This is a genomic window from Sphingobacterium daejeonense (assembly GCF_901472535.1).
GTDB classification, from domain to species: Bacteria; Bacteroidota; Bacteroidia; order Sphingobacteriales; family Sphingobacteriaceae; genus Sphingobacterium; species Sphingobacterium daejeonense.
The window spans coordinates 2741823-2765749 of the sequence record NZ_LR590470.1; the positions used below are offsets into that span (position 1 = coordinate 2741823).

At 33.6% G+C, this 23927-nt stretch carries 34 protein-coding genes; 1 reads left to right on the forward strand and 33 read right to left on the reverse strand.

Annotated elements, in window-relative coordinates:
* Positions 1 to 228 precede the first annotated feature (228 nt).
* From FGL31_RS13305 to FGL31_RS13430, 33 genes are all read right to left on the reverse strand, one after another.
* The gene (locus FGL31_RS13305; protein ID WP_232046742.1) at positions 229 to 876 is read right to left on the reverse strand and encodes a hypothetical protein; all 648 of its coding nucleotides are present in this window, start codon (positions 874 to 876) and stop codon (positions 229 to 231) included.
* Positions 840 to 1469: a hypothetical protein gene (locus tag FGL31_RS22710; protein WP_171017674.1), complete on the reverse strand. Its 630-nt coding sequence runs from the start codon at positions 1467 to 1469 to the stop codon at positions 840 to 842. The genes FGL31_RS13305 and FGL31_RS22710 overlap by 37 nt, the downstream gene beginning before the upstream one ends.
* Before the next feature lie 86 nt (positions 1470 to 1555).
* Complete coding sequence (locus FGL31_RS13310; protein WP_138092093.1) at positions 1556 to 2041, reverse strand: hypothetical protein; 486 nt, start codon at positions 2039 to 2041, stop codon at positions 1556 to 1558.
* 176 nt (positions 2042 to 2217) lie between these two features.
* Complete coding sequence (locus FGL31_RS13315) at positions 2218 to 3051, reverse strand: hypothetical protein (RefSeq protein ID WP_138092096.1); 834 nt, start codon at positions 3049 to 3051, stop codon at positions 2218 to 2220.
* Between the two features lie 87 nt (positions 3052 to 3138).
* Positions 3139 to 3429: a hypothetical protein gene (locus FGL31_RS13320; RefSeq protein ID WP_138092099.1), complete on the reverse strand. Its 291-nt coding sequence runs from the start codon at positions 3427 to 3429 to the stop codon at positions 3139 to 3141.
* 8 nt (positions 3430 to 3437) lie between these two features.
* Positions 3438 to 5687 carry a baseplate wedge protein gene (locus FGL31_RS13325; RefSeq protein WP_138092102.1) on the reverse strand — a complete coding sequence of 750 codons (2250 nt, stop codon included), beginning with the start codon at positions 5685 to 5687 and terminating at the stop codon, positions 3438 to 3440.
* A gap of 14 nt (positions 5688 to 5701) precedes the next feature.
* Complete coding sequence (locus FGL31_RS13330; RefSeq protein ID WP_138092105.1) at positions 5702 to 5998, reverse strand: hypothetical protein; 297 nt, start codon at positions 5996 to 5998, stop codon at positions 5702 to 5704.
* Positions 5995 to 6360, reverse strand: a complete 366-nt coding sequence (locus FGL31_RS13335) for a hypothetical protein (RefSeq protein WP_138092108.1) — start codon at positions 6358 to 6360, stop codon at positions 5995 to 5997. Before FGL31_RS13335 ends, FGL31_RS13330 begins: the two co-directional genes overlap by 4 nt.
* Positions 6321 to 6728, reverse strand: coding sequence for a baseplate J/gp47 family protein (locus tag FGL31_RS30535; protein ID WP_512745628.1), 408 nt, complete (start codon positions 6726 to 6728; stop codon positions 6321 to 6323). Before FGL31_RS30535 ends, FGL31_RS13335 begins: the two co-directional genes overlap by 40 nt.
* Entirely contained in the window at positions 6613 to 7032 is a 420-nt protein-coding gene (locus FGL31_RS13340) for a baseplate J/gp47 family protein (RefSeq protein ID WP_512745629.1), read from the reverse strand. Before FGL31_RS13340 ends, FGL31_RS30535 begins: the two co-directional genes overlap by 116 nt.
* The gene (locus FGL31_RS13345; RefSeq protein WP_138092114.1) at positions 7008 to 8240 is read right to left on the reverse strand and encodes a hypothetical protein; all 1233 of its coding nucleotides are present in this window, start codon (positions 8238 to 8240) and stop codon (positions 7008 to 7010) included. Before FGL31_RS13345 ends, FGL31_RS13340 begins: the two co-directional genes overlap by 25 nt.
* Complete coding sequence (locus FGL31_RS13350; RefSeq protein ID WP_138092117.1) at positions 8230 to 8457, reverse strand: hypothetical protein; 228 nt, start codon at positions 8455 to 8457, stop codon at positions 8230 to 8232. Before FGL31_RS13350 ends, FGL31_RS13345 begins: the two co-directional genes overlap by 11 nt.
* A gap of 7 nt (positions 8458 to 8464) precedes the next feature.
* A complete protein-coding gene (locus FGL31_RS13355; RefSeq protein ID WP_138092120.1) occupies positions 8465 to 8998 on the reverse strand; it encodes a hypothetical protein in 534 nt (177 codons plus the stop codon).
* A 101-nt stretch (positions 8999 to 9099) separates the two neighbouring features.
* Positions 9100 to 10179 carry a baseplate J/gp47 family protein gene (locus FGL31_RS13360; protein ID WP_138092122.1) on the reverse strand — a complete coding sequence of 360 codons (1080 nt, stop codon included), beginning with the start codon at positions 10177 to 10179 and terminating at the stop codon, positions 9100 to 9102.
* 48 nt (positions 10180 to 10227) lie between these two features.
* The gene (locus FGL31_RS25800) at positions 10228 to 10389 is read right to left on the reverse strand and encodes a GPW/gp25 family protein (protein ID WP_232046743.1); all 162 of its coding nucleotides are present in this window, start codon (positions 10387 to 10389) and stop codon (positions 10228 to 10230) included.
* Positions 10370 to 10480, reverse strand: coding sequence for a GPW/gp25 family protein (locus FGL31_RS25805; protein ID WP_232046744.1), 111 nt, complete (start codon positions 10478 to 10480; stop codon positions 10370 to 10372). The genes FGL31_RS25800 and FGL31_RS25805 overlap by 20 nt, the downstream gene beginning before the upstream one ends.
* Positions 10458 to 10874: a PAAR domain-containing contractile injection system baseplate protein gene (locus tag FGL31_RS25810; RefSeq protein WP_232046745.1), complete on the reverse strand. Its 417-nt coding sequence runs from the start codon at positions 10872 to 10874 to the stop codon at positions 10458 to 10460. The genes FGL31_RS25805 and FGL31_RS25810 overlap by 23 nt, the downstream gene beginning before the upstream one ends.
* Before the next feature lie 78 nt (positions 10875 to 10952).
* Entirely contained in the window at positions 10953 to 11291 is a 339-nt protein-coding gene (locus tag FGL31_RS23630; protein ID WP_232046746.1) for a hypothetical protein, read from the reverse strand.
* A gap of 124 nt (positions 11292 to 11415) precedes the next feature.
* Complete coding sequence (locus FGL31_RS23635) at positions 11416 to 12126, reverse strand: phage baseplate assembly protein V (RefSeq protein WP_232046747.1); 711 nt, start codon at positions 12124 to 12126, stop codon at positions 11416 to 11418.
* A gap of 46 nt (positions 12127 to 12172) precedes the next feature.
* Positions 12173 to 12625, reverse strand: a complete 453-nt coding sequence (locus FGL31_RS23640; RefSeq protein WP_197734246.1) for a phage late control D family protein — start codon at positions 12623 to 12625, stop codon at positions 12173 to 12175.
* Positions 12609 to 12734 (reverse strand): hypothetical protein, encoded by a 126-nt coding sequence (locus tag FGL31_RS28065; RefSeq protein WP_262709127.1) that lies wholly within the window; start codon positions 12732 to 12734, stop codon positions 12609 to 12611. The genes FGL31_RS23640 and FGL31_RS28065 overlap by 17 nt, the downstream gene beginning before the upstream one ends.
* A 36-nt stretch (positions 12735 to 12770) precedes the next feature.
* A complete protein-coding gene (locus FGL31_RS13380) occupies positions 12771 to 13457 on the reverse strand; it encodes a CIS tube protein (RefSeq protein WP_138092125.1) in 687 nt (228 codons plus the stop codon).
* On the reverse strand, positions 13447 to 13617 hold the full coding sequence (locus FGL31_RS13385) for a DUF5908 family protein (protein WP_197734247.1): 171 nt from the start codon (positions 13615 to 13617) through the stop codon (positions 13447 to 13449). Before FGL31_RS13385 ends, FGL31_RS13380 begins: the two co-directional genes overlap by 11 nt.
* 2 nt (positions 13618 to 13619) lie before the next feature.
* Positions 13620 to 14069, reverse strand: a complete 450-nt coding sequence (locus FGL31_RS13390; protein ID WP_138092131.1) for a phage tail protein — start codon at positions 14067 to 14069, stop codon at positions 13620 to 13622.
* An 18-nt stretch (positions 14070 to 14087) separates the two neighbouring features.
* Positions 14088 to 14552: a phage tail protein gene (locus FGL31_RS13395; RefSeq protein WP_099370084.1), complete on the reverse strand. Its 465-nt coding sequence runs from the start codon at positions 14550 to 14552 to the stop codon at positions 14088 to 14090.
* Positions 14553 to 14575: 23 nt separating this feature from the next.
* Complete coding sequence (locus tag FGL31_RS13400; protein ID WP_099370085.1) at positions 14576 to 15499, reverse strand: hypothetical protein; 924 nt, start codon at positions 15497 to 15499, stop codon at positions 14576 to 14578.
* Between the two features lie 39 nt (positions 15500 to 15538).
* Complete coding sequence (locus FGL31_RS13405; protein ID WP_138092134.1) at positions 15539 to 16564, reverse strand: hypothetical protein; 1026 nt, start codon at positions 16562 to 16564, stop codon at positions 15539 to 15541.
* A 30-nt stretch (positions 16565 to 16594) separates the two neighbouring features.
* Positions 16595 to 17320, reverse strand: a complete 726-nt coding sequence (locus tag FGL31_RS23645; RefSeq protein ID WP_232046748.1) for a phage tail sheath family protein — start codon at positions 17318 to 17320, stop codon at positions 16595 to 16597.
* A gap of 98 nt (positions 17321 to 17418) precedes the next feature.
* Positions 17419 to 17769, reverse strand: a complete 351-nt coding sequence (locus tag FGL31_RS23650; RefSeq protein WP_232046749.1) for a hypothetical protein — start codon at positions 17767 to 17769, stop codon at positions 17419 to 17421.
* A gap of 283 nt (positions 17770 to 18052) precedes the next feature.
* Positions 18053 to 18427: a hypothetical protein gene (locus tag FGL31_RS13415; RefSeq protein WP_138092137.1), complete on the reverse strand. Its 375-nt coding sequence runs from the start codon at positions 18425 to 18427 to the stop codon at positions 18053 to 18055.
* Positions 18428 to 18707: 280 nt separating this feature from the next.
* Positions 18708 to 19376, reverse strand: coding sequence for a hypothetical protein (locus FGL31_RS13420; protein ID WP_138092140.1), 669 nt, complete (start codon positions 19374 to 19376; stop codon positions 18708 to 18710).
* Positions 19377 to 19472: 96 nt separating this feature from the next.
* Complete coding sequence (locus FGL31_RS13425) at positions 19473 to 19979, reverse strand: contractile injection system cap protein (protein ID WP_138092143.1); 507 nt, start codon at positions 19977 to 19979, stop codon at positions 19473 to 19475.
* A 146-nt stretch (positions 19980 to 20125) separates the two neighbouring features.
* Entirely contained in the window at positions 20126 to 20833 is a 708-nt protein-coding gene (locus FGL31_RS13430) for a response regulator transcription factor (protein WP_138092146.1), read from the reverse strand.
* Between the two features lie 819 nt (positions 20834 to 21652).
* Between FGL31_RS13430 and FGL31_RS13435 the strand changes: the two genes are divergently transcribed.
* On the forward strand, positions 21653 to 23824 hold the full coding sequence (locus tag FGL31_RS13435) for a S9 family peptidase (protein WP_138092149.1): 2172 nt from the start codon (positions 21653 to 21655) through the stop codon (positions 23822 to 23824).
* Positions 23825 to 23927: the final 103 nt, after the last annotated feature.

The following is a 23927-nucleotide window of genomic DNA, read 5'->3' on the forward strand; positions in this document are numbered from 1 at the left end:
GGAATGATTTTTATTTCCTCTATTTTGGTTATCATATCTATACATGCAAGAGATATTTGTTTGAATTTTCGAGTTACAAGGCAGGCAGTCTTGACATTCATGAAGTTTTTTATAATTTCTTCTAAACAAAAGTCCATAAAATCTCTTACGGAGAATTCATTATTACAGGTATTCATTTTTGCGATCCATTTTCTCCAATCTTTATATTTACTTTCAAAGCAGCAATATTCATGAGGTGAAAGCCATAATATTCTGAGCAACACATGCGCTGGCGCCATCCGGTACAAAAATGTCCTCCATAATCATTTTTCCAGATTCTGTTCGGAATCTTTCAGGCCAGGCAGGTAATACCACGGTTGAAATAAAAGAATAAGGATCAATACCCGGTCTAAAAATTATATCTGAGTCATCTGAGCAAGGATCAGAATGGTCAACCTCCCAGATGTAACTTGTCGAAAATTCTCTTTGCCCAAGAAAAAGGTCTGACCTATAGTCGCAATCTTCGGGGCAGCGTGGTCGAAGAAGGATATGTTCAATAGCATGAAGACCTTCCGAATTACACAAAGTTATTGTCCTATCTACTGCTTCGCATAGTTTTTGGGAAGATTCATAGCATTGTGGATTATAAGCAATGTGTTGGGGATCATAATTCAATGCAATTCCAAAGGTATTGGAAGAGCAGTCCAGAATCGCCTTATAATTTTCATAATTGGTCAGTAAAGATAGAGCCAAACGCCACATACGTAATGCCTCCGAACAGCTATCATAAGGACATGAAGATTTCCAAGCAATAAAACAAATACTCTCTTCTTCACTCTCTTCAACACACCCGCAGTGGTTTAATTTTTCTTCCTGACAAGCATTGAACCCTGGCAATTTGATTTCAATGCTATATTGGAAAATATTATAATTATCCAATTTTCTAGAAATTGGGAAATAGCAAATAAATTGTCTGAGTTTCTCTTTGAAATCTTCAATATCCCAATTCTTTTCATAGCTCTCCAATAATACATTTCCAACTTTATCTTGCAGATAAATAACTTCTCCTTCCAATACATATTTATTTCTGGATTTTGGAATTCTTCCAGGATTTCGAATAAAAGAGTGCATGAATCTTGGTTTTCTGATTTTTCAAATCTTTTACGTGCAAAATAATTTCCTTCTACATCCCTTAACAATAATATATTATCTTCGCTATCAAAGCTATATGATTTCTTTTCCAAGAAAATTTTGAATCTGTCATACAATTCAATTAGGACCTGATTTCTTTTTTTTGCGGTATCATAACTACATAGATGTTCAAGAAAATCAGGTCCGCAATTGAGATAAAATGAGTAACAACAGTTATTTTTATTTTGGACTTTATGAAGTCCTAATTGAGATTGAACAGCACAAATAAATTTTTCGACACCTTCTTCACCCCAAGCAGCTTCTTCAGTGAAAAATTTTTCTGTACTTTCAGCTAGCACCTCACGGATGTATATTTTATAAGTAGCATTTTCATTTTCCGAAGAATTGCAGTCAACAAAAATATTTCCGGGATATTTCAATAGCATCAAGAAAAAATTAAATCTATCCAAGCATCTTCAGCAGAACTATAAAATTTAATGCTTTTCCATTGTTGAGGATTTTTCTCCGAAAAGAAAGTGGAGAAATAATATTGGTCTTGGAATTTCTTGATTGGGTAGGTTTTTACCAATCGTTGCATAAATTGCTGAATGGTTCCGTCAGAATATGTTCCAATTTCTTCTTGTGTAATTTTAGGGATTACAACCAAAGCTTGATTATTAATCGATTCTTCAAAACTAATTATTGTTCCATAGCTGCTTTCAACTGCTGCCAATTCAAGGATTTGAAAATATGTGTCTTCAAATGCTTTTAATGCTAATTCTTTTGTTGGGAATGTCCGATAGCTCTCAAACAATATCAATTCTTCATTAATTGGACCCTTATTTTTGTATTGAAGATTATGTGCTTTTACTAAATACTTATAAGATTTAGTTTTATTATTTTTTCCCGATAATTTCCCTAATAATATCACCTCCCAGACACAATTGCAAGTATTGTTTATAAGTTCGCAGTAATTTATAGATTTTCTTTTTGGCTAATAAGGGCGTCTTTTTTTTCGGAAAAACCTTCTTGGATAAACTGCTATCACATTATCTTTGTCCACCAATCTATAAATAAATTGAGGAGCATTTTCACTTGCCTCTTTTCTTACAGCTGCTTTGAAATTCTGTTTTTTACTGCTACTAAATATTGTGCGATATTTTTTTGTTCATTCAAAGCATTTTCCAACAGCTTCAGGTCTGTATTTTCAGATTGCTGAATCACTACAGTTGGTAATTTGCTGCCTTTATTTTGCTGTGTTAGGATCGGTCCATTTTTACTTTTTCCCAACCTTAATGATGGAATTGCTTGATGGAATAATTTTAGCGCTTTGATTGCGAATTCCTCATCTTTAAATTCCTTGGTACTACTAAACTTATAATTAGATTGAGGATCATATCCTAATTCATAATTGAACTTCCAACCTTTTGGCTCAGCTTCAGTAGTGATTTGATATTGGTAATTATGAATAGTTTTGATTATTTGATCCCGCATTAGGGCAGCATCATTTTCAGTATCAAAATCCAAATTAATATATGCCTCTATCCTATCATCAACCCGGATATTTAATTTAAATTTTGAATCTACAGAAGAACGATCTATAGAATAACTCGAAAACTGAGAAGCTAATGATAAAATTAGATAAGCGTGGTTTTTAGCCGTTCTGTTATTTTCAAAGTCCACATTCGCGAAGAATTTGAAAGTATTTGAATTATCCAATAATTCGTAAGTAAATAGCTTTGGTTTACCTACTATTGAATTGCTGATATTTACCTTAAATTCCTTGACATCAATATATTTTGAATGTTCTGAATCAGTTTGGTTTGGGATCAATTGAGTTATTTTAAAATTATCAATACCTTCACTTGACCAAATCTTGCTGTCATTAATTTTATTGATAGATTTTCCTGCAGCATCAAAAAGCTTGGATTGCGGTATCAAGGAATTAATTAACTGACGGACTACTTTTTTGGTCTGAATTTAATAATTGAGAATTATAAGAATAGCTGTTGAATGTAAACCTCTTCTTTAGGTTGTATTGGCAAACATTCTGTTTAAGGATGTTCGAACTGTATCTGCCTCTTGAGAGGTGGAATACTGTTTGAAGAAAGGGATATATTGACTTTCTTGATAATTTAGAACAATTGAATATACTTTATCATGTGCGATGTATTTTGTTTTTAGATTTTCAGGGTTTGATATTGCATTAAATGCTAATTGGGCGGCCTCTTCAGCTTCAATTTCGGAGTCGAATTTTTCATTTAAGGTGAAAAATTTTTCATTTCCAATTATTAATTCAGCAATGTAATAATCATCCAATTGTTCCACTATGAAATTACATAAACTATGGACTTTCTTATTTTTATTCCAGCACGATATTTAGCTTCTAATTCAAAACCAGAGCCATTTAAATTATTCCAATTGTTTTGTAAATAATTATATGCTTTAGCCCTGTTAGCACTTAAATCATCGTATTGAGTTAAGAAATCCTCTTTAGCAACGAGTGATTCATCAGCAGAATTAATTGCCTCATTTGCATATTCTCCTAGGACATTGTCAGTAAATTTTTCAGAAAACCTAGCGAGTAAATGGTTTAAAAATGTATTTCTTCGTGAATGGTATAAATCCCGATCTTCAATTATCAAAGCCAAATAAGATTTGAAGGTTGAGAGATTGAGTTCTAGATCAAAAGATACATTATTCTCATCAATTATAAAACTTCTATAATTTTCTTCGAAGGAGCCTACATAAGTTACCGAACTAAGGTGTAGGTTCGCAGCTGAAATAGATTCGAAACCAAATTTACTTATAAGGGCAAATTCATCATTTGATCCCAAAATATAATAGTGGATGTTATCGGAATATTGGTTTAAAAAACCAAATTGATATTGGTTATTTATGAGATCTTCTTTAAACTGATTAAGTGCAATTTGAAGATTTATTAATGAATTGAAAGTATACAATTCCAATTCCTCAGGTTTTATAAGATCCGTTTCATTCGTATGGATTAAATCAATTAATTTTGATTTATGGATTGGTCTAATTAGGCTATTACCTTCATTTCCCAAATCATTATTGCTGTCTGGTCCTACGGCAAACCGCAGCAATTTTGACAAATTTTCATTGTCAGCTAATTTGTTCAAGAAATAAGTTCTTTTCAAATTTGGATCATCGGAAGAATTCATGGAGAACAGGGTTCTAATATTCTTCAATTGAGCCAAATGACCTGCTAAAATCTGGTCAAAAAACAACAGGTACCCCTGTAGCTGTAATGCTTGCGCTTTTCTGTGATCGGAAACATCATCAGGTAAACCACCTTCAGAAATGCCATAAACTCTTGGGAAATCCTCTTGTAATAAATAATAGTCATCTAAATCTTCATGATAAATACCATTTGGAATTTCTCTGTCCAAAAATTTTGATGGATTCTGATAAAGCACTTTACCAGAATTCGAAAAGTTAATATTTAGAACTCCTTCAAATTTCTTGAAGTATATATCAACAGGAATTCCGTTCTTCTTGAATTTTAGTTCTGTGCATTTTAATGAAAACTCAGTTACATAATTTACAGGGATTTGAAATTTCCATGATGATGATGAATTAAAATTTATATGCTCACAACCTCTTACTGACAGATTATCAACAGATTTTACTCCTTCTACCGAAAGTATAATATTGAAAAGATCAGAAATATGGATTTCTTTTTTAAGTTTTATTTGTTGAAGTTCCGAATTATCTATAAATCCATGACTTTCATTTAAGTTGTGTGCTCTTCCTGCGAAAATTTCATCAATTGGGATATTCTTATCTAATAATTGTTCTAGTGTATAGAATTTTGGTGTTGGGGTTATAAAATTCCTGAGTTTTAGAATAATATTCTGATATACCACTTCAGGTTCTGCGTTATTTTGCAATTCAACCGTTGCACATACGCCCAGCAATAATTTGCAAAGGAAAGTTATATCGACAAAATCCTCGCAGAAGTTTCGGTGGGACATTAATTTATCTTTGATTGATTTTGAAAGAAGGTCTAAATATTCATCTGCTTCGATTTCATTTTCAAAGTCTGTTTTAGGATTTTTCTCTGTATCAATAAATACATGATATAATCCATTTAATGTAGTATTGCCCGAATTATAATCTTGAGCATTAAAATCGTACTGATTATTTGGAGAGTAGCAGAAATCATAGTGATCAGTTGCTATTTCCAACCAGGCATTCCTGACCCCTTTGATATCGATAAGGAATTTTCGATAGTCTAAAATGGTTAATGGATTATTCGTTAATATTTGTGCTGCACTGAAGAAATTGTCGTCCTTAGCTTGTTGTTGAGAATTTTTAGACAGAATATCGATTGTTGGTAGATTGGTTCTATATCCTAAGTCGAGCATAGCATAACATAGGATTTCCAAGATTGTAATTCCTGGATCATGGAGGTTGTGGTCAGTCCAGATTTTTCCAGATAGCTTACCTAGATAGGCAATACCTTCAGACCTCAATTTTTGAAAATCAAGATAATCAGGAAATTCAGCATTTTCCTTACTTATCAACTTTATATTTTCATTCTCGGCTGCCATGATTAAGTTATTAGCTATGATTCATATTTCTTGCAATAATTTTCAATTGGTATGCTTGGATTTGAGCATGGTTCATATCTTTTTGGGGATTCCCATTGTTCGCAATCTTCTTGCTCAATTAATACATCAATACTAGCTGCGATTAAAATGGACCTTGGACTAATTGGACATATCACTTTGTCAGTGTTATATAGAATTTGTTTATGATCATCTTCATGCAGCATAAATAGTTCAAGGATATAATCGATATACTCCATACTCTCTAAAAATCCGATGATATCAGATTGATAGATACATTGTCCAAATGTCAATTTATCATATTTTCCGACTGCCCAAGGGCTAGAAATTCTCTTAAATCCTGTTTAAGCTTTTCTTTAAAAAAGACGACATCCCTACCCTTTTGGAGTTTTACTTTTATACAAAAGTTCACTCCTTCATATCGTGGGTTCATTACCCTGAACCTGACAAATGGGGAGCATCTTTCTTTAATAAAATCTTGGATATTACTTAATAAACTCACAGGAACTCGAGGTTGAAATGCTTGCGTTGCTTTAAGTTTGTTTAAATCTGGTATAACAGCCATTACGACATATCCTGGAGCAATTGGAATATCATTGATATATTGGCGAGCATCTAAAGCAAAGCTGTGATTGATACATTTGGCTTTAAACAATTGGGGAATTCCTCTAATACTATTCTTTCATAGTCAAATTTTTGAATTGCTCTTCCTTTGTGTTTTAAAGTTTCACTCACTCTCACATAAAAATGACCTTCGGCTTCTGGTATTCTACCTTCAAAAGAATCATAGGGTTGATTTACTAATTTAATTGAAGAGTCAGCGACCAATAATTTAGAGACTGAACCAGCAGTTAACGATTTATCAAGTCTATTTTTATCATTTATGGAAGTATTTGAAAAGGTTGCTTTAACTGCTTGAGTATGTATTCCAATGGTCTCGCTTACAGATTTTACTATTGATGCTAATGCTAGCTTTGATCCAATACAGACCTTTAGGCATAATTGTATTTTCCTTTGTAATATTTTGGGGAATAGAGAAATTAATTATTCCTGAAGTTGTTAGACCATCTGTATCGTCTAGCAGGATTTCAAAACCATTTCTGAGAGATTTCCAATTATTATTGTCTAAGTATTTCCATTGTATTTGCTGTCTTTTGGATTCTGAATCTGCTGTGGCTTCAGCGAGTTGAAAAAGAATGTTCAAATTCGTTCCAGGAATCAAATCTTTCAATCCTAAGAATAAAGACCCTTCCTCACAAAATGTAGGTAAAAGGGTTGGTTCTTGTAAGATCTGTTCTTTTTTTATAAGGTTTCTTGGAAAGGATATAAATGAATAATTTCAATATCATTTACGGTCGCAGTTGCTTCATAGTCCAATTCAATATTTTTGATTGTAGGAGTCCATGGTTCATTAGGAATAACAGCTTGGAACAGTTCCGAATTACTGATTGAGCTAAGTATATCGCCAATTTTAGTTCTTAATTCTACTACCCTTCCGGATAAGTTCTTATTATTTATGTGTAGAAAATCAGGAGGTAGAACAGTTGCTCTGATATGGTCAGCTTCAGGGTCATTTATGGGTCCATCGCCAAAATATCCGATTTTATGTTTTATTCCATCGGGATTTCCGTTGACTGCAACCTCCACAATTTCTGAGGTTTCCTTAGCTTTTTCTATATCTGTTTTAAATTCACTCGTATCAAATACGATTAATTCATTCGCTCCATTATAATAAATTGCACCTTCAAGGGTACTATCAGGCAATTTTCCCAATGCCATCATTTGCCTAGCGAGGACATAAGAATACACTTTATGGCAAAAATCTTGGAATTGAAGGTTGAGTTTCAAAAAACCATTTTTAGAATCCACTTCATACTGCTCTAAGCTCTCATCGGATAATTCAAATTTTTGATTCAGGTCAAAATTATTGTTTGATATATGAATGACTTGAACAAAATCACCATCTGGGTCCAAAACGGAATTTCCGTTAGACTGGAATAATTTTCTGTCCGAATATTCCTTCCCTTGGATTTTAACTTTTGTACTTAATGTACTATCAATATATTCCTCTGGCACCCATTTTCCATCCTCTAATACAGCAAGATTTATAAAGAATCTATCTGCATCTAAACCAAATTTCCCATTGCTTTTTAGATATGCCTTATAGTAAGCTTCAAAATCCGTTGGTTTATCCTTCCAATTAAGTTTGATAAATATCTTATTCCATTTTTTACCAAACACCTCCTGACTTCCAATATAGAAGTCTGGTCCTATGAGGTTCATTTGGTTATTTGATCCTAATACAGGAAGATTCTTAATGTCAAAATCTATGATTTCAGGTCTTGTCCCAAAAGGATAAATTGGAGCATTAACATTCTGAAGGCTTTCGCTATTTTGTACAATAATATTTTTTAAGCCAGATACTTCGACCTTAATCTGAGTATCATCGACATCAGCTGCATTCTCAATGGGATTTGATAATTTAAGAGATCTAAAGAAATGATATAAAGAAATTTGTTGGATCCTATCTTTCAATGGTTTTTTCGCATTCGCTTAAATTTGCCCATGTAAAATCCTTTTCAAGTTTTATTCTATCATCTATCTCAATTTTGACGAGAGGTAAATTTGTTATAAATCCTCCCTTCAATACCTCTTCCTTATAGAAAGTAATGCTTTCTTGTTCTGCGGAGATTAACGCCGAAATCTTTAGAATATAATACTTCTGTCCTGTTGACGCTGTTTTACTGATCATTGAAATTTCAGGGACTCATATTAGGTTTAATCCATTCTTTTTCGCCACTAAAAGCTATATTGAATGCTTTAATAGGTTTGATGATGTCTGAAAGAATTTCGATATCATTTTTGGATTGAATTAATTCTTTGTACTCGTGATCAGAAAGTATTTTTTCATAAATAAATTCTTCATTAGAGCTATAACATAACGAGTTTTTGGTATCAGCATTTTCCTGGATCAGAATTGATTTCAGTTTTTGTTCTAAGTGTTTGCTAATTCCATTTTTGATTGCTAATTGAATTAAATCTCTATTGATCGGGTAAAAAACTTGGTTTAGAACATTCACTACATTTTCGGTGAACTCTACACTATTATCAACGTTATCGCAGATTTCATTGTTGAAAGTGCATTTAATTGCTATTGATATTTTCCTAATGCCTTCATTCAACAGTAATACAGGAGATGCCAATACGAACCCAAGACGAGCATGCGGATAAGGTTTAACAAATTGATTTTCGGGATCGATGTATTTACTGTTATAAGCCCTAACGTTGGCCAACTTGGCAAGAAATCATCTGAGAAAGGTTTATCTCTACCATCCGCCATTATTGCGTTTGGAGCTATATATAGCCCTTTAAATAGATGCTGTCATTAAAAATTTTATTGTTTAAGTAGAAGGTTCTTTTTTCTTACCACTTGGGCTTTATTCACTACGATCTGATTATCGAGAGAAAATTGGATTTCAGTTTTATTCAGATCTTTAGGTCCTTTGACCAATAAGCCTTTTTCCAGCAAATACTTGTCAACTTGATTTTGCAGCTGAAATACTAGATGAATTTTATCGGGTTCAGCTTCTTTGGCTTTCAGGTTCAAAACTTCTTTATAGAAAAAATCCAGATGTTTTTTGGTAAATGTGTTTAAATCATCCTGTAGATGTTTAAATAATTTTAAGAACGAAAAAAGGAGTGCGATATGAGGGCTTAACTTTTCTTTAAACTCTTCATTTATAGCATCAAAACTTGGTTCCAAACTGCTTTCGGCACTTGGAGCAAGAGATACAATAGCATCTAAAAAAGTTTCAGCCAATAAAATGAGCTCGCCTTTTAAAGCTATTATTCTATTTCTTTTATTTGATCCGGAAGATAAATATGAACTATTGGTTTTAATTGCATATAGATCAGTAATATCTAGGTTCCATAACGGTTCGTCCAAATATACTTTTAGGTTATAAGGCATTGAATTAAACCATTTCGTTGCGGTATTCTGTAGGACAATAAATTCTTTTATGAGATCTGAAAGTTTATCTTTTATCAACTTTTCGATAGCAAATAATATAGGTAATTCTGATCCTTTAAGTTTTAAGTTCCATTGATAAATAGGTTTTAAAATAGTGAGGAAAATATAACTGATCATTAATTGAAGACTTTCCTCAGAAGGATTTTTATCAAATAATTTTGAATAAAAATTGAGTTTGTCATTAACAGTCGACTTATTATATTTTAAAATCGCTGTAACTAAGAAAGGATGGTTATTCTGAAAGAATTGTTGCCAGTCGGAAATGTTTAATTTGGAGTCATAGAATTTGATGTGCTGTGCTAATTTTTGGAAATAATCCAACATATCGGCAAGGTTTCTAGCATCAATTTTTGCTGAACTTGATAATAAGTCATCCATTACCCTTTGGCGTTGGCTAACACCAGGGTCATTTTGAAGAGGATGTATAAGTTCTTTGCAGTTCATGATAAAATGATAATTAAGACAATATTTAGATAGGTTTTAAAGCTTCGTTTAAATAATAGTCATATACATAATATTGAATCTTGAATTCGTTCCTGGAACTGAGTATTCAATATTTATGGTAAATCTCCCTTCAATTAAATCAAAGGATTCTGCTGGAGTTACATCTATCTGTTCTACTTTAATCCTTGGTTCATAGAATAAGGATTGCATTGATAACTCTATCTTTTAAGTATCCTATAACAGAACTATTTAAAGTTTCGAACACATAGTTTGTTAGATCACAACCGTATTGTGGTTGCATGACTCTTTCTCCTAAAGAAGTTGACAAGAAGGATATTAAGGCTTTGATCTATATCCTCCACAGCAGAAACCATTTCCACGGTATTTGATGTTTTATTGAACTCGGGAGGAAATGCCCATCCGGTTCCTAGAAAGTTTATATTTGATTTTTCCATAATTTCTTTAATTAACCGCCTATCAATACAGTTGGCATTCCCATTTACTATTGTTCCCCCGTGAGCAGTAATATCGCCTTGTCTAGCTGCTGGTTTTCCACCTATCATCACTGTCATTGACCCTTGAGCTATAGAGTCTGGAGGTCCTGTGCACATGAGTAAATCTCCAACCACTGCAGCGGGGTTACCACCTATAAGTACAGTTGGCACTCCAGGTCCCAAGACTGGTCCCACCAACATGTGGGACAGGTCCGGGATTACTCATTGGACAGATATGCAAATCGTTTATTCTGGCTGCTGGAGGCATAATTTTATATATTAATTTATTTTTACCATAGAACCGCTAATCTCAGTTACACCTGAAGATTCAACTTTTGTCAGAGCTGCTGACAGTTTCATGTTTGTATCTGAGGACATCGTAAGTTTCTTAGCTGCAATTTCCAGTTTCAGCCCTGCGGAAATCTTTATATCTCCATCAGCTTTAATTTCTAAGTCTTTGGGGCTATAAACCATAATTCCATTGCTATCCATTGATATTTTATTTGAATTTTGATCTTGGATTTCAATTTTTGTTCCTTGCTCATCCAGTACGACACTATTTCCGGCAGGAGTATCAATGGTTATAGTTTTAGAGTTATCATTAAAATGGACTCTCATATTACTTCTTGGTAAAAAAACCTTTTTCGTCGTTTGCATCCGCTCCCTTTAATGGAGCAGGTTTTGCACTGCTGTTGAGCATCCCCAACATAATAGCATGGTCGAGGATCGTTATTTATAAATCCTACAATAATTTCATCATCAATTTCCGGGTCTGAAAAATGATACCTCTATCTTTACCGGCATCCAAGCAGGCGATTCTTACCCATGTTCCGTTTGAACTGTTGTCAATAATTGGAATTTTGACAAGGATTCTATCTTCCCCGTCAGGGTCACCTTCTAATTGTAATACTTTGCCAATTTGCAGACCTTTTATTGATCCTATTAAGCCTGCAGCTGGCGCATCGAAGATGTTTGGATGTAAGTCAGCATATTTTTCTGAACTTAGTCCGAATTGTATGTTGGTATACCAGGTTCCATCGCCGATATCTTGTCTTACTGCAGTGACATAAGCATTTCCATTATATCGATCACCAATTCCGGAAATCTTTACCATATCCCCACTTTTGATGTCTGTGAATCCAGTAAATCTTGCTCTACCCCGAATTTTCGACAATCTACTTCTCATCATAGTAGCATCAACCCACGATTGGAGTTCTTGTTCCGTTAAACTTCCGCTATGATTCAGTTCCATTTTATCCAAGCTATTTGAACTTGCTAGGTCGGATCCATTGACATTTCCATTTTCGTTAAAAGATGCTGCTTCATCAGTCTCGGCCTTAAAAAGATCTTGATTTTTATAATCCCAAGATGTAGCCTCGACCTTAGACCATTGATTGCGAGCGTCCATTTCTGCTTCAAACTCAATAATTGAAGAACCGTAAGTAATCTGCAAGACCGGATCCGTTGTGTATCCGGTGGTGAAATTTTTTATTGAGGCATCATTCACCATTCACTAACATTCCGTTTGCTTCGGCTCGCAACAGCATGAAATCCCAGTCACTCATATGATGTTGAATTAACTCCTTATGTTTTAAATCAGTATTTTCGATTTCAGCAGTTAGATCAGCATATTCTCCGACCAATGTTTCTATAGCTTCATTATCCTTAACATCTAAAAAATACCTGCTATGCCTTCCTAAAGTCATCTTCATTGCTAAGTCACGGCATTCCACTATTAATTGTGAGTTTCCATTTTCTTTAACCTTAACTTGTTGTTTTGTAATAATTCCGCTGAATGCTTGCTTGTTATCTCCGTCAAATCCTATTTTAATATTGATTTTATTTCCCGGAAGAAAATCATCCTTATCACTGATTTCAAATTTCTCTAAAGAAGCATCACCATCCTTAAGTATTAATTTGGCAAATGGAATTCTATTAACCTCTTTTTTCAATTGATAAGCTTAATAATTCATAAGATGCATCCATGTCATTTCCTTCTAATTTAATTTCGAAAGTGATGACATCATGCTGCGATGGATTCGGAATAATAAGTTCTTCCATGAGTTCTAATTTTTATCAAATGGTGGAAAATAGATTTCATGTCCTGGGATTACCTTTTCTTATAGAGGTTAAACCATTAGCTTTTCCTACTTGAAGGAAATATTTAGTATCATTATATATTGAGTAAGTCATTAAATCTAGTCTATCTCCTTGTTTTACGACTCTATGATGAGTAAGATCAGGAGATGCTGGATTATCTTCGGCCATCCTCTGCTCGCGTGATTGGTAATCTAAAAATGTAGCTGAGAGTCTTGCTCTCAGGGGAGTTCCATCGGGTTTGAAAAGTGTGAAATTAACGTCTAAGTTTGTAAGTACACATCTGAATCTAATTTCAGAACCCCATATAATCAATAAGAAATTAGGTCTGTGTATTTCACCTTGGTAATTATAAGCACAGTCCATAAAAATCTGCAATTGTTCATTAACGGGTTTGTTTTTATATTCCTCCCAATACCCTTCCATTGTCCCGGTTCCGTCGAGAACAAAATCGAGTTTAAGTTCTTCTGGAGCTGTAGATTTAAATTTGACTTCAGCAGATCCTGTTCCGTGAGGTCTTTGTACATCATGTTCTATTTTATAGTTTTTAGCAAATGATTCAGGATTAATCGGGGCAATGAATGCTGGTTTATTTTTATTTTCAGCATCACTAACCTGAAATTGCCTATCCGTAAATGAGTAAATCAGCAATTTCTCCAATTTTCCAGAACTATAATTAGCGCTCATTTTTCTCTTTTAATATTTCCAACACTCTTTCTACACAGACTTTGATTATTTCTTCTGAAGGAGACACATCATTACCGTTATTACCATTATTGGCATTGCCTTGGTTAAGGTCTTGAACAATGGTAGCTTTTATCAGCATTTCTCTTACTTCAACTGGCATGATTAAGATTTTTGAAAGATTAATCTATTAAAATTCAATTCCAGGGTTTCAATCAGGACTTCCGCCCTACCGGCATTTAATTCAGAAAGTTTCCAACTACGTGGCCATACATTATTAATTTTCCAATGCATAATTGATTGGTGCTGTTCATCCAATAAATTGATTACCACAGTCTCTAAGGTTTCATACACTTGATCATCGAATGCTTTTTTTAACCAATCCGTCACTGCTGAAGCACCAGGAGCAATCAATCCTCTTTTCAAGACTAGAGGTCCATATTTATGCCTTATTGGAACGACATGTTCAAATCTATTTTCACCACCTTCCTTAATGGACTCAACATCTATTGTTGAATCTAAACCGGTTACAGACTGAAATTTAACATCAACAGTTTTATTCCCTTTCAGTGTAAAGTTCACTGAAAAATGAAAATTGACCGTCTGATATAAAATTGTCTGCCATGGTGTTTTCTATTTTTTAGCTTCGACGATTGATAAACCTTCATGCACCAGTTCCATCGTTTCAATAGCGACTTCATTAGCATCCGCTTTTAAATTTGTTGATTGTACCTTTGAAGGCCATGCTCTTGATAAAGTCCAAGAAATAATTGGTTGATGCTCTTCATCTAATAACCGAATGGTTACATCTCTTCTAAATTTCTCTTTACCTTCTTGGAACATCATTGTTTTTTTCCATTGCTCGAAATATTCAAAATCACCAAAGAAGGTTCCGCGTTTCAGCACCACATTTGGATATTTCGTTAATCCTGGCTGTTTGGTTTTATTATAAGTAGGGCTACTTCCTTCCCTATATTCTATGACTTCAGTTTCAAAATCAAGTCCACTAACTTCTGTAAAACCTATTCGAGTTCCCCCCCAATCCAATTGAAAATGGAACTTAGGTAGTGGGTAGTTTTTTTTAGGATCGTTTGACATAACAAAAGATTTAATTGTGTGGTTTATTTACATTTATTTGCTGGGTTCACTTCATTGATAGCATTTTCAAGGCTTTGCTTACAGGCAAATAAGGCATCTCTTTTTTCCTTAGCAGCATCCAGTTCTTTTTTCAGCAAATCAACTTCTTGCTTGCGATTCATATAATCTGTTTCCAATTGTCTATAATATTCGTTTGAATCAATTGGCAAGCTTATACTAGGTTCTAAGCAGCAGCTTTCAGATGAACTTGTGCTTTTCATAATTTTAGATTCAGATAGGCTGGTTACTTCCTCAGTTGATGCACAATTATTACAGTTGAATTTTCTTTTCCAATAAAGGATAGTTTCTTTCAAACCATATTCTTCGCAAATATTGATATGTAATCCATAGGCATATTCTACTACAGATACGATTTGAGGGATCAATATGTCTCTGGAGAGAATGACAGCATCCAACTTTGCACCGTAATCTTCAAGCAACTTCATGATACCTATTCCAGATGCTAATTCTGGTCTTTTCAAACAATTAATACAGGCAATTAATTTATCGTACTGGGATTTTAACTTATCAACCCTTATATATAAATCCTCTATCATACAAAAGAGTATTTCAATGGCTTTATTTGTTTTATCGGTGACAACACAAACTTTTTGTAAGAGTAAAACAAATAGTTCAAGTTGCCGACAAAGCGCATCCGCATTTTCATCCGTCATTTCCCATTCTGTATACCAGGATTTCAGTCTATCCCTTTCTTCTACCGTCAAGAGGTATTCAATTTCTTTATTTATAGCAAATGCATTTGCTGCTTTCCAATCCGCAGTGACTTGAACCAAATCCCCTACCCAAGCATCATAACAGCAGTCGCCAGCTTGATCATTGGTTGGTTTTTGGTCACAACAGTCGAAAATATCTCGGTCGCAATTGCTTATTTCATTATAGCTTAACATAATTTTCGATTTAATAATTAAATATTCTATCAATAGGATCTAATCACAGTTTATCCCGCCTTCATTATCTCCGATACAATAGATTTCTGTTACTTCTTTACAGATATCACAGATATCGCATTTACATTTTTTATATCTGTTATTTTCATCCGTACTACCTTCATTACACCCACAATCACCAATACAGCTGCATTTATGACAGCACAAATAATCTTTTACTTCCAACAAAGTTTCAAGTTCATTGCGTTTGTTATACAGTGCATAGCTTGACTGCGTTTGGCTTTTAATTGCTACTACGAAGTCTTCTTGAGCCTTTTTAAGGTTACTGGCAGAATTGGTGATTTGTGCTATTATTTGGTCGTCGAAATTTTTAGCATTCAAGGAGAAATCCTGTTGGAATTTATCAAGAGCTTTGATATTTGAGAAGGATTGAATTCCTATAGTTTCAGAAGTTGAATTACATATTATATCAATCTCTTGGGTAAACTGTACTGGTTTTTCTACGAGTTTATTTAAAATCCTGCATGCATCTTGGCATTCTGGAGGAACTTGGGTTTTATCTGTATTGTTTTCAGCATCATTGCAGTTGTCATTAGAGCAACCAAGAATTTTCAATTGACCAGCATTACAGCTATCATTCATTCCAGCATCTAGTTTAGCTGAGGATTCTCTTAGGTTTGCAAAGGCAATTTTTGCGTCTTTTGCAGACTTTAAAACTGCTTTAAGTGCATTTACCAGAGCTTCATTTTGTGCTATATTTGAGGTTACATTTTTTTTGATTTCTTCAGATGCCTGGATGAGTTCAACACCGATTTTAAGTTCGAGGTTCCTCAACATATGGAAGTTTTTTTCTGTTTTTACAAACACACATTTTTTCTTCTCATACAACATCAAAGTTCCATTATTTGTAACTTCACTTTCACTCAATTCTCCCAATTTGGATTTTAAGCGATTGCAATAATCCTCTTTAATGAGATTAAGATTTTTTTGAGTTACAGTTTTGGGATCACTATCCTTACAATTCCCGTTCCTTGGGTTTCGTATATTTGAGCTTTCTATGGTCATAACAAAGGTTTTTAATTGATGAATCGATTATTATGATTCAGCCAGCATTTTATGCATAAAACGAAGGATGATAAATTCAGCCGGTCTCACTACAGCCATTCCAATTTCGACTATCATCCTGCCTTCCCATATATCTAGTTCGGTCATAGTTTCACCCAATCCAATATGCACGAAGAACGCTTCTTTAGTTGAAGCTCCCATCAATGCGCCTGCTTTCCATTGTTGTGTGAGGTAGTTTTCAATCATTGATTTGACCCTAACCCATGTATTTCGGTCATTAGGTTCAAATACAAACTGTTCGGTTGCATTTTTCACGGATTCTTCTACCATACTGAAAAATCTTCTTACAGGAATATACCTCCATTCATTATCATTACCTGCCAAAGTACGTGCACCCCATACTATTGCTGGTCCACGTCCAGGGAATGATCGGATAACATTTATTGATTTCCCTGCTGTTGAATCAACATTCAAGTTCATTTGCTGATTATGGCTAATCAGTATTTCTGGGCGAATGGCATTACTTATATTGACATTTGCTGGAGCTTTCCATACCCCCCTAGCATTATCAACTTGCGCATATATACCAGCCATTGTTCCGGATACTGGCATCAACATTTGAATATTTGCAATTGCTGATTTTGCTTGGAAATATTGAGCATTATTTAGGGCCAATAATTCCGTTAGGTTCGTTGCTCCAGCTATACCTGAAACTTTGACCAAATCGTCATTATCTTTAGCTGGATTACCTGCCACCCTTATAGTTAAAGTCTATTCCTGTATATATCTTGGGAAAATATACTGCTGCATATTTAAGGTCATCAGTTGTTCCAGACAAGGTACTTCTCAATAGATCAAACATCGAGGTTCCACTGATTTAAATTTGCTGGATCATGATATACATCCAAAATTGTAAAACGGTCCTGCAAATCGACACATTGTTTTATTGCTTCGGTATGGACATCGTAATAATCTGAAGCTGTGGTTAAATTGACGGAATCTGGGAATACTAAAAGCGTGACCTCATTAATTTTCGCGATTTCATCTAATCCAGCTTTGAGATCTGTTGCCACGATTACACCAGCAGTATCAGTGTAATTACCTACAGATGTAATCCAACAAGGTCCACCGCCATTTGCGAAAAACAATTGTAAAGTATAATGCATCAAAAAATTTAGATCTTTTAGTTTCATCGACTTTGCCATTGATGGTATTTCCAGCAAATATTACGGAGAGACTTTCTTTTTCTGGGTCAGGAAAACCAAAATATTGTTCATATTGGAGCATTGATTCAATACGCCAGGGTTTATTTTTTGAGATCGTTGTCTTCTTTCCATTTTGCTATTTCAGTATATCCAATAAATGCTGGGAAATAGCAGTTTCTACCGAGGCAATCGAAGGTGGAAGATGAGGTATTTCTTCTATATAGACTCCGGGGGTTTTATATTCTTGCATAACTTATGATTTTTGATAAATATTATTGTTTAATTAAGGTTCTATTGGGAAAAGTGATGATTCCTGAACCCTTATATCATTATATATTTTGTTGTTCTGATAGATGGGAGCTTGTGAAGAATTGGGATTTGGAAGGTATAATAGCGTATCGTCAGCTTTTTTAAATAAGATCGTGTTGGAAGTTAGGGACCTTGGTATTTTTGTAATTAGAACACCTTCATTTGATATCAAAAATTCAGCATGTATACCATCTTTCAAAGCATTGTTCTTACTGTTAATATATCGCCAAAAAGATGCTTTACTCCTAAAATTAATTTCAAAGATTGGGGCTGGTGGATCCATAATATTATTTTCATTCTTTTTAGTTATTAGTTTACCAGTTGCATCCAATATTTTGTATCCATTCAATGAACTTTTCAATTTTATAATGACCATCCCAATACTCTCTCTGAGTTCATTTTGCTGATCAAAAAACAGCACTTTATGAGTTCTATTAAATCCTGCATTTCCAGTTACCTCTAAAGTATATACTGCTTTGTTATCTACTTTTCTTGTAGGTATTGTATGAATAAGCTTAGGATCAAAAGCTAAATGAACTTTTTTTAAGGTATTAGATTTCTTAAAATGAAATTCTTGAATTATGTTTCCATTTGTATCCTTCAGTAGAAAATCTGCTTTTGTTATATTTTTATTCTTCGGGAAAAGAATAAAAAGTATTTAAAGGAATGAGGACTTTATCTTGGGGATTTGCAAAAGTTTTACCATTAATAATTTTCCATTGCGCTGTATTGGAGCTGTCCCAATAGAAATATTTTAGTTCATTTGATGCAAACCTTGCTAGCTCACCTTGTTCATAAGTTTGAGAAGCTATATAATTAGGAATTTCAGAGGTCAGATAAGGAGCGGTTCTATCACCAGCATATAGGTTATCATTTGAAAAAAGGTAATAAGAATCCAAGGAATTCTCCAATTTTTCGGAGGTAATCGAATTAAAATTGGAGTTTTTTTTCAATAATAATACAGGCAGCAATAAATCATCAGGCAATTTTTGAATGGGCTCATAGGACGTAATTCCAGAAGGATTTAATTTAGCTTTTACAGAACATAAAACTTTAAAACCAGAGTAAGAAGGGATAAGTTTTAGAAGATAATCTTTGAAAAGACTTTTTGCTGATTCAGGTACAATAAATTGTAGATCAGAGTTAATATTCTTGGACATCGAATAGAACCTTTGCTTCAGAAAAGACATTCTATTTTCCTGCAAGTCTAAATCAAAGATGGTATTACCAGCTTTTTCAGTTTGGTAGAATTCATGCAGGATTTTCACCTCAAACAATGTTTTATAGATCAATTTCATGGCTATTTAAATATTGTTGAAAGATTTGTTTCTATTTCTTCTATTAATGGTGCTTCCCTTACGATAACATGTTCAGTTAAAGTCACCAATCTGAGTTTATACATTACAAATGGGGCTTGTCTTCCTCCGAGCGAGCCCCCATAGGTAGTTTATTTGTTCAAATGAAAGAGTGAAGAGTTCTAAATTAAAATTCAGCTCTTCACTCATTTCGGTTTCTGTAGGGTCACCATTAATTGTATTATCTGAAGAAAAATTACTTTTACTTTGCAAGAATCGAATCACCATTGACAATCTTTTCAAAGCAAGCATATAATTATCAGAGAAATAGTTACATGTTATTAAGATATATAGGTTTAGATAAATAGGTTGATTTTCATATTGAGCTAGGCCACTTGGAGAACGTTTAACAGCGGCTTGATTTTTCAGGGTACTTTCTTCTTCAATATTGACCAATGTTATGATAATATTGTCGGGCAAGGAGCTTCCCGATACGGTTTCTGATAAGCCAATATTATCGACAATAACATTTGCTGCATTGTCTCCTTTTGATGCTAAATAGGCAACCAATTCTGTTTTTAACAGTAGCAGGGCTTGATCAATCATGATCTCAAAATTTAGGGTGTAATACCTATAAATTAATAAGTGTATTTTTGATATATAAATTTCTATATGTTTAGTATTAACCACAATAGCTATCAATAGTCATTTATAATAGTATAGGTAGATGGGGACTTGGGGAAAGTGTAATTTTATACTATATCAAAAAATATAGCAAATTTTGTCAGTTGACATAGATTATTGATTTCCAGTTTATTGGTAATGTTTTTCCGGTGATTATTTACAGTGTGGATTGAAATAAACAGGATATTGGAAATTTCTATGCTTGATTTTCCTTCTACAATTAATTTGATGATTTCTTTTTCTCTTTTACTCAACAACATAAACCTATTGCAATATAATTGGAAGTAATTTTCTTCATCCAAATTTTTGCTTTTAGCTTGTTGTTTATTGAGTTCGAATGCGTACCTGAACAAAATTGGTACGGACGCGGGTTGATCTTTAAGTAAGAGTTTGGAGGTGGCGAAATACCACCTATAATTATTTGAATTAGGGTTTCTAGATTTTTGGAAGAAAAAATAAACTTTATTCAGATCAAAATTTATCAATGCATTATATAATTTCTTTTCAATTTGGAAATTATCTTCAGGTGGAAAAAAGAAGTCAAAATATGCTAACCAAATATTCTCTGCATCTTGGTTTACTTGGTTAATGCTATCGCTTCTACATTGATAATAAAAGGCGTTAGTAGGTTGATTTTCGACGAAAAGATTTCCTACATCAAATTCTCCAATTTCAGTTTTTAGGAATTTTTGCTGCAAAATCTGACTAACCATATTAATCAGGCTGTTTTGATAGTTACAGTAGTTTTCAGTTTCTATATCATGATAAAGGTTCATGGTACTGCTATTTATAGTTAGTGAAAGGACAAACAAATATTGATAGACCCTATTGATGACGTAACTAATTAAAACTAAAATATTTTAGGGATATCAATTCTTAAAATGCGTAAGTAACCAATATAAATGAGTGAGAGAGGAAAAATAATTAGTGTGCTTCTAATAAATTCTGAAGTCTAACATGCAAAGTGATTTTTCACAATGACTTAAAATCATTCAAATATATAAAATTTTCAATTATTAAAAATATCTGAATAATAAAATCATTTGCAATAAATTTTTATTTAATTAACATAAATACTATCGAATAATAATATAGTAAAACGGAGAAAAATATTTGTTTATTTTTATCTTAGAAAGAAATATATTATCGTTAAAATGTTTTATTATATTATTACTTCGGGCAATTTGTCTATTATCCAACTTGTCAAAGAGAGATCAGAATTAATCATTATAAATTTCTATAAACCCCTTCATCAAAATGGATAAACTTTTCGATGTATGCGTTCAATTATTAGTTGATTTAGCAGCAATCACAAATACCACTTACGAAGAAATTAATGTTATTTTATTTGTTTTTATTATGCCGGGAATGCTATTAATTCTAACGATTGCTAATTTTATCCTTGCTGTAATGTTGTTCAAAAAGAGACGCAGATTTATATAACCTTTTTATAAATCCAGGAATTCTTCAAAATATTTTTATCATGTTATGAATCTCTAAAAATCTGCTGCAAAGCATCTTACAGTAGTTATATTTTCAATAAGTCATTTTCCTTTTAAAAATCATTAATTTCGTCGTTATCAAATTTCAAATTAATGAAAAAATTACTGTTACTATTATTATTAGGCTCTACCTATGCTTATGGCCAAAGGGGCTTTACAATTGAAGAGACAGTTTATGGGCCCGGAAAATTTGCGCCTAAAACTTTAACAGCTCCCAAATGGGTAAAAAATTCCAATGCTTTTTCCAGTCTTGATAGTACATTTCAAAACCTTATAGTCCGTGATGTTAAAGATAGCTGGAAAGCAAAAGAGATTTCGAATGTAACTGAGCTCAAGGGTGCTCTAAATTCAATCCTTCCGGAAGAAAAGTTTTCATTAAAATCCTTTCCCACAGGATATACCTGGCTTAATAATAACTCTATACAGTTTAATTTGGATGGGGAAAGAAATTCTTATGGAATTGTGTATGACCTTTCTACTAAAAAGGCAAAGGTAACTTCTACACTTCCGAAAGATCGGGATGGACAAGAATATACTGCAAATAACAACCATACTGCAATCTTAAAAGGCAATAATATTGAAATTATTAAGTCTGATGGTACCAAGATCGTAGTAACAAAAGATACTGTTGATGGCATTGTTAATGGTGGTCCCGCTGTACACCGAAACGAATTTGGCATCAATAAAGGGATGTGGTGGTCGCCTGATGACAAAAAACTTCTTTACTATCGCAAAGATGAGAGTATGGTGAGTAAATACCCCCTTCCGCAATGGGATACGCGAGTTGCTACTATCAAAGACATCCGCTACCCTATGGCAGGAATGAAAAGTGAAGAAGTAACCCTTCATATTTTTGACACCGAAACACAAAAATCTATTCAAATTCAAAGTGGTGAACCTAAAGAACAATATTTAACAATAGTGACCTGGGATCCAACCGGAAAATTTGTGTATGTTGGAGTTTTAAATCGTGGTCAAAACCACTTGAAATTAAATAAATATGATGCTCAGACTGGTGAATTTGTAAGTACACTTTTTGAAGAAACTTCAGATTCATGGGTAGAACCTCAAGAAGCTTTAGTCTTTCTTCCCAATAATCCTAATCAATTTATCTATCAAACTGATAAAGATGGCTTTAACCAACTTTATTTGTATGATACTCAAGGTAAATTGATTAAAAACTTAGGTTTCAATGGTGTCATCGTCACAAATTTTCAAGGATTTGATGACAAAGGTTCTAAAGCATACTACATTGGAGCTACAAATAATGGGATGGAGAGACATTTGTTTGAAGTTGATCTGAAGTCTGGAAAAACTATTCAATTAACAAAAGCCAACGGCACCCATAATGCTTCAGTAAACGGATCTGGTGAATATATTCTTGATATCTATAGTAACTTGAATACTGCAAATATCGTTCAGGTGATTAACAAGAAAAACAATAAAACAGAAAACCTAATAACTGCAGCAAACCCATTTACAGGTAAAGTTGATCTTCCTAAAATCGAGTTTAAAGAATTCACATCTGCTGATGGCAAAACTCCTCTAAATGCAAGAATAACCTACCCTACTAACTTTGATCCTAACAAGAAATACCCAGTTATGGTTTATCTCTATGGGGGCTCGCATGCGCAACTTGTTACTGATAGATGGTTAGGTGGTGTCGGCTATTTTGATATGTACATGGCTCAGAATGGTTACATCGTATTTACAATGGACAATAGAGGCTCCGATGCCAGAGGACGTGATTTCACACGGGTTACCCATAGAAACCTCGGTGAAGCCGAAATGGCAGACCAAATGGTAGGGATTGATTATTTGAAATCACTGCCTTATGTAGATGTCGAAAACATGGGGATATTCGGATGGAGCTTTGGTGGTTTTATGACCAGTTCCTTAATGACGAAACATAATGATATTTTTAAAGCTGCAGTTGCCGGTGGTCCTGTAATGGATTGGAAATATTATGAGGTAATGTATGGCGAACGCTATATGGATACCCCTGAAGAAAATCCTGAAGGATATGAAAAAACTTCAATGCTGGATAAGGCTGATAAATTAAAAGGTAATCTCCTAATTATTCATGGTGCACAAGACCCTGTTGTTGTTCAACAACATAGCATGGACTTTGTCCAAAAGGCTATCGAAGCTGGGAAACAAGTTGACTATTTCTTGTATCCTACTCATGAGCATAATGTCATCGGAAAAGACCGTATTCATATGTATGAGAAAATAGCGAAATACTTTGATTTGTATTTGAAGTAGGAGAATTGGAAATCAATGATAAAATATCCCTTAGATAAATTATCTAGGGGATTTTTTATTTGACAATATTCATCGATTAAAAAGTACATTTGAAAAAAGAATG

Bases quoted from the DNA above. Each gene is read 5' to 3' on its own strand.
- FGL31_RS13325 (WP_138092102.1), bottom strand. From the start codon at position 5,687: ATGGCAGCCGAGAATGAAAATATAAAGTTGATAAGTAAGGAAAATGCT.
- FGL31_RS13350 (WP_138092117.1), bottom strand. From the start codon at position 8,457: ATGATCAGTAAAACAGCGTCAACAGGACAGAAGTATTATATTCTAAAG.
- FGL31_RS13360 (WP_138092122.1), bottom strand. From the start codon at position 10,179: ATGAACTGCAAAGAACTTATACATCCTCTTCAAAATGACCCTGGTGTT.
- FGL31_RS25800 (WP_232046743.1), bottom strand. From the start codon at position 10,389: ATGCAATCCTTATTCTATGAACCAAGGATTAAAGTAGAACAGATAGAT.
- FGL31_RS25805 (WP_232046744.1), bottom strand. From the start codon at position 10,480: ATGCAACCACAATACGGTTGTGATCTAACAAACTATGTGTTCGAAACT.
- FGL31_RS25810 (WP_232046745.1), bottom strand. From the start codon at position 10,874: ATGTTGGTGGGACCAGTCTTGGGACCTGGAGTGCCAACTGTACTTATA.
- FGL31_RS23630 (WP_232046746.1), bottom strand. From the start codon at position 11,291: ATGAGAGTCCATTTTAATGATAACTCTAAAACTATAACCATTGATACT.
- FGL31_RS28065 (WP_262709127.1), bottom strand. From the start codon at position 12,734: ATGGAAGAACTTATTATTCCGAATCCATCGCAGCATGATGTCATCACT.
- FGL31_RS13380 (WP_138092125.1), bottom strand. From the start codon at position 13,457: ATGAGCGCTAATTATAGTTCTGGAAAATTGGAGAAATTGCTGATTTAC.
- FGL31_RS13385 (WP_197734247.1), bottom strand. From the start codon at position 13,617: ATGCCAGTTGAAGTAAGAGAAATGCTGATAAAAGCTACCATTGTTCAA.
- FGL31_RS13395 (WP_099370084.1), bottom strand. From the start codon at position 14,552: ATGTCAAACGATCCTAAAAAAAACTACCCACTACCTAAGTTCCATTTT.
- FGL31_RS13400 (WP_099370085.1), bottom strand. From the start codon at position 15,499: ATGTTAAGCTATAATGAAATAAGCAATTGCGACCGAGATATTTTCGAC.
- FGL31_RS13405 (WP_138092134.1), bottom strand. From the start codon at position 16,564: ATGACCATAGAAAGCTCAAATATACGAAACCCAAGGAACGGGAATTGT.
- FGL31_RS23650 (WP_232046749.1), bottom strand. From the start codon at position 17,769: ATGGCAAAGTCGATGAAACTAAAAGATCTAAATTTTTTGATGCATTAT.
- FGL31_RS13420 (WP_138092140.1), bottom strand. From the start codon at position 19,376: ATGAAATTGATCTATAAAACATTGTTTGAGGTGAAAATCCTGCATGAA.
- FGL31_RS13425 (WP_138092143.1), bottom strand. From the start codon at position 19,979: ATGATTGATCAAGCCCTGCTACTGTTAAAAACAGAATTGGTTGCCTAT.
- FGL31_RS13430 (WP_138092146.1), bottom strand. From the start codon at position 20,833: ATGAACCTTTATCATGATATAGAAACTGAAAACTACTGTAACTATCAA.
- FGL31_RS13435 (WP_138092149.1), top strand. From the start codon at position 21,653: ATGAAAAAATTACTGTTACTATTATTATTAGGCTCTACCTATGCTTAT.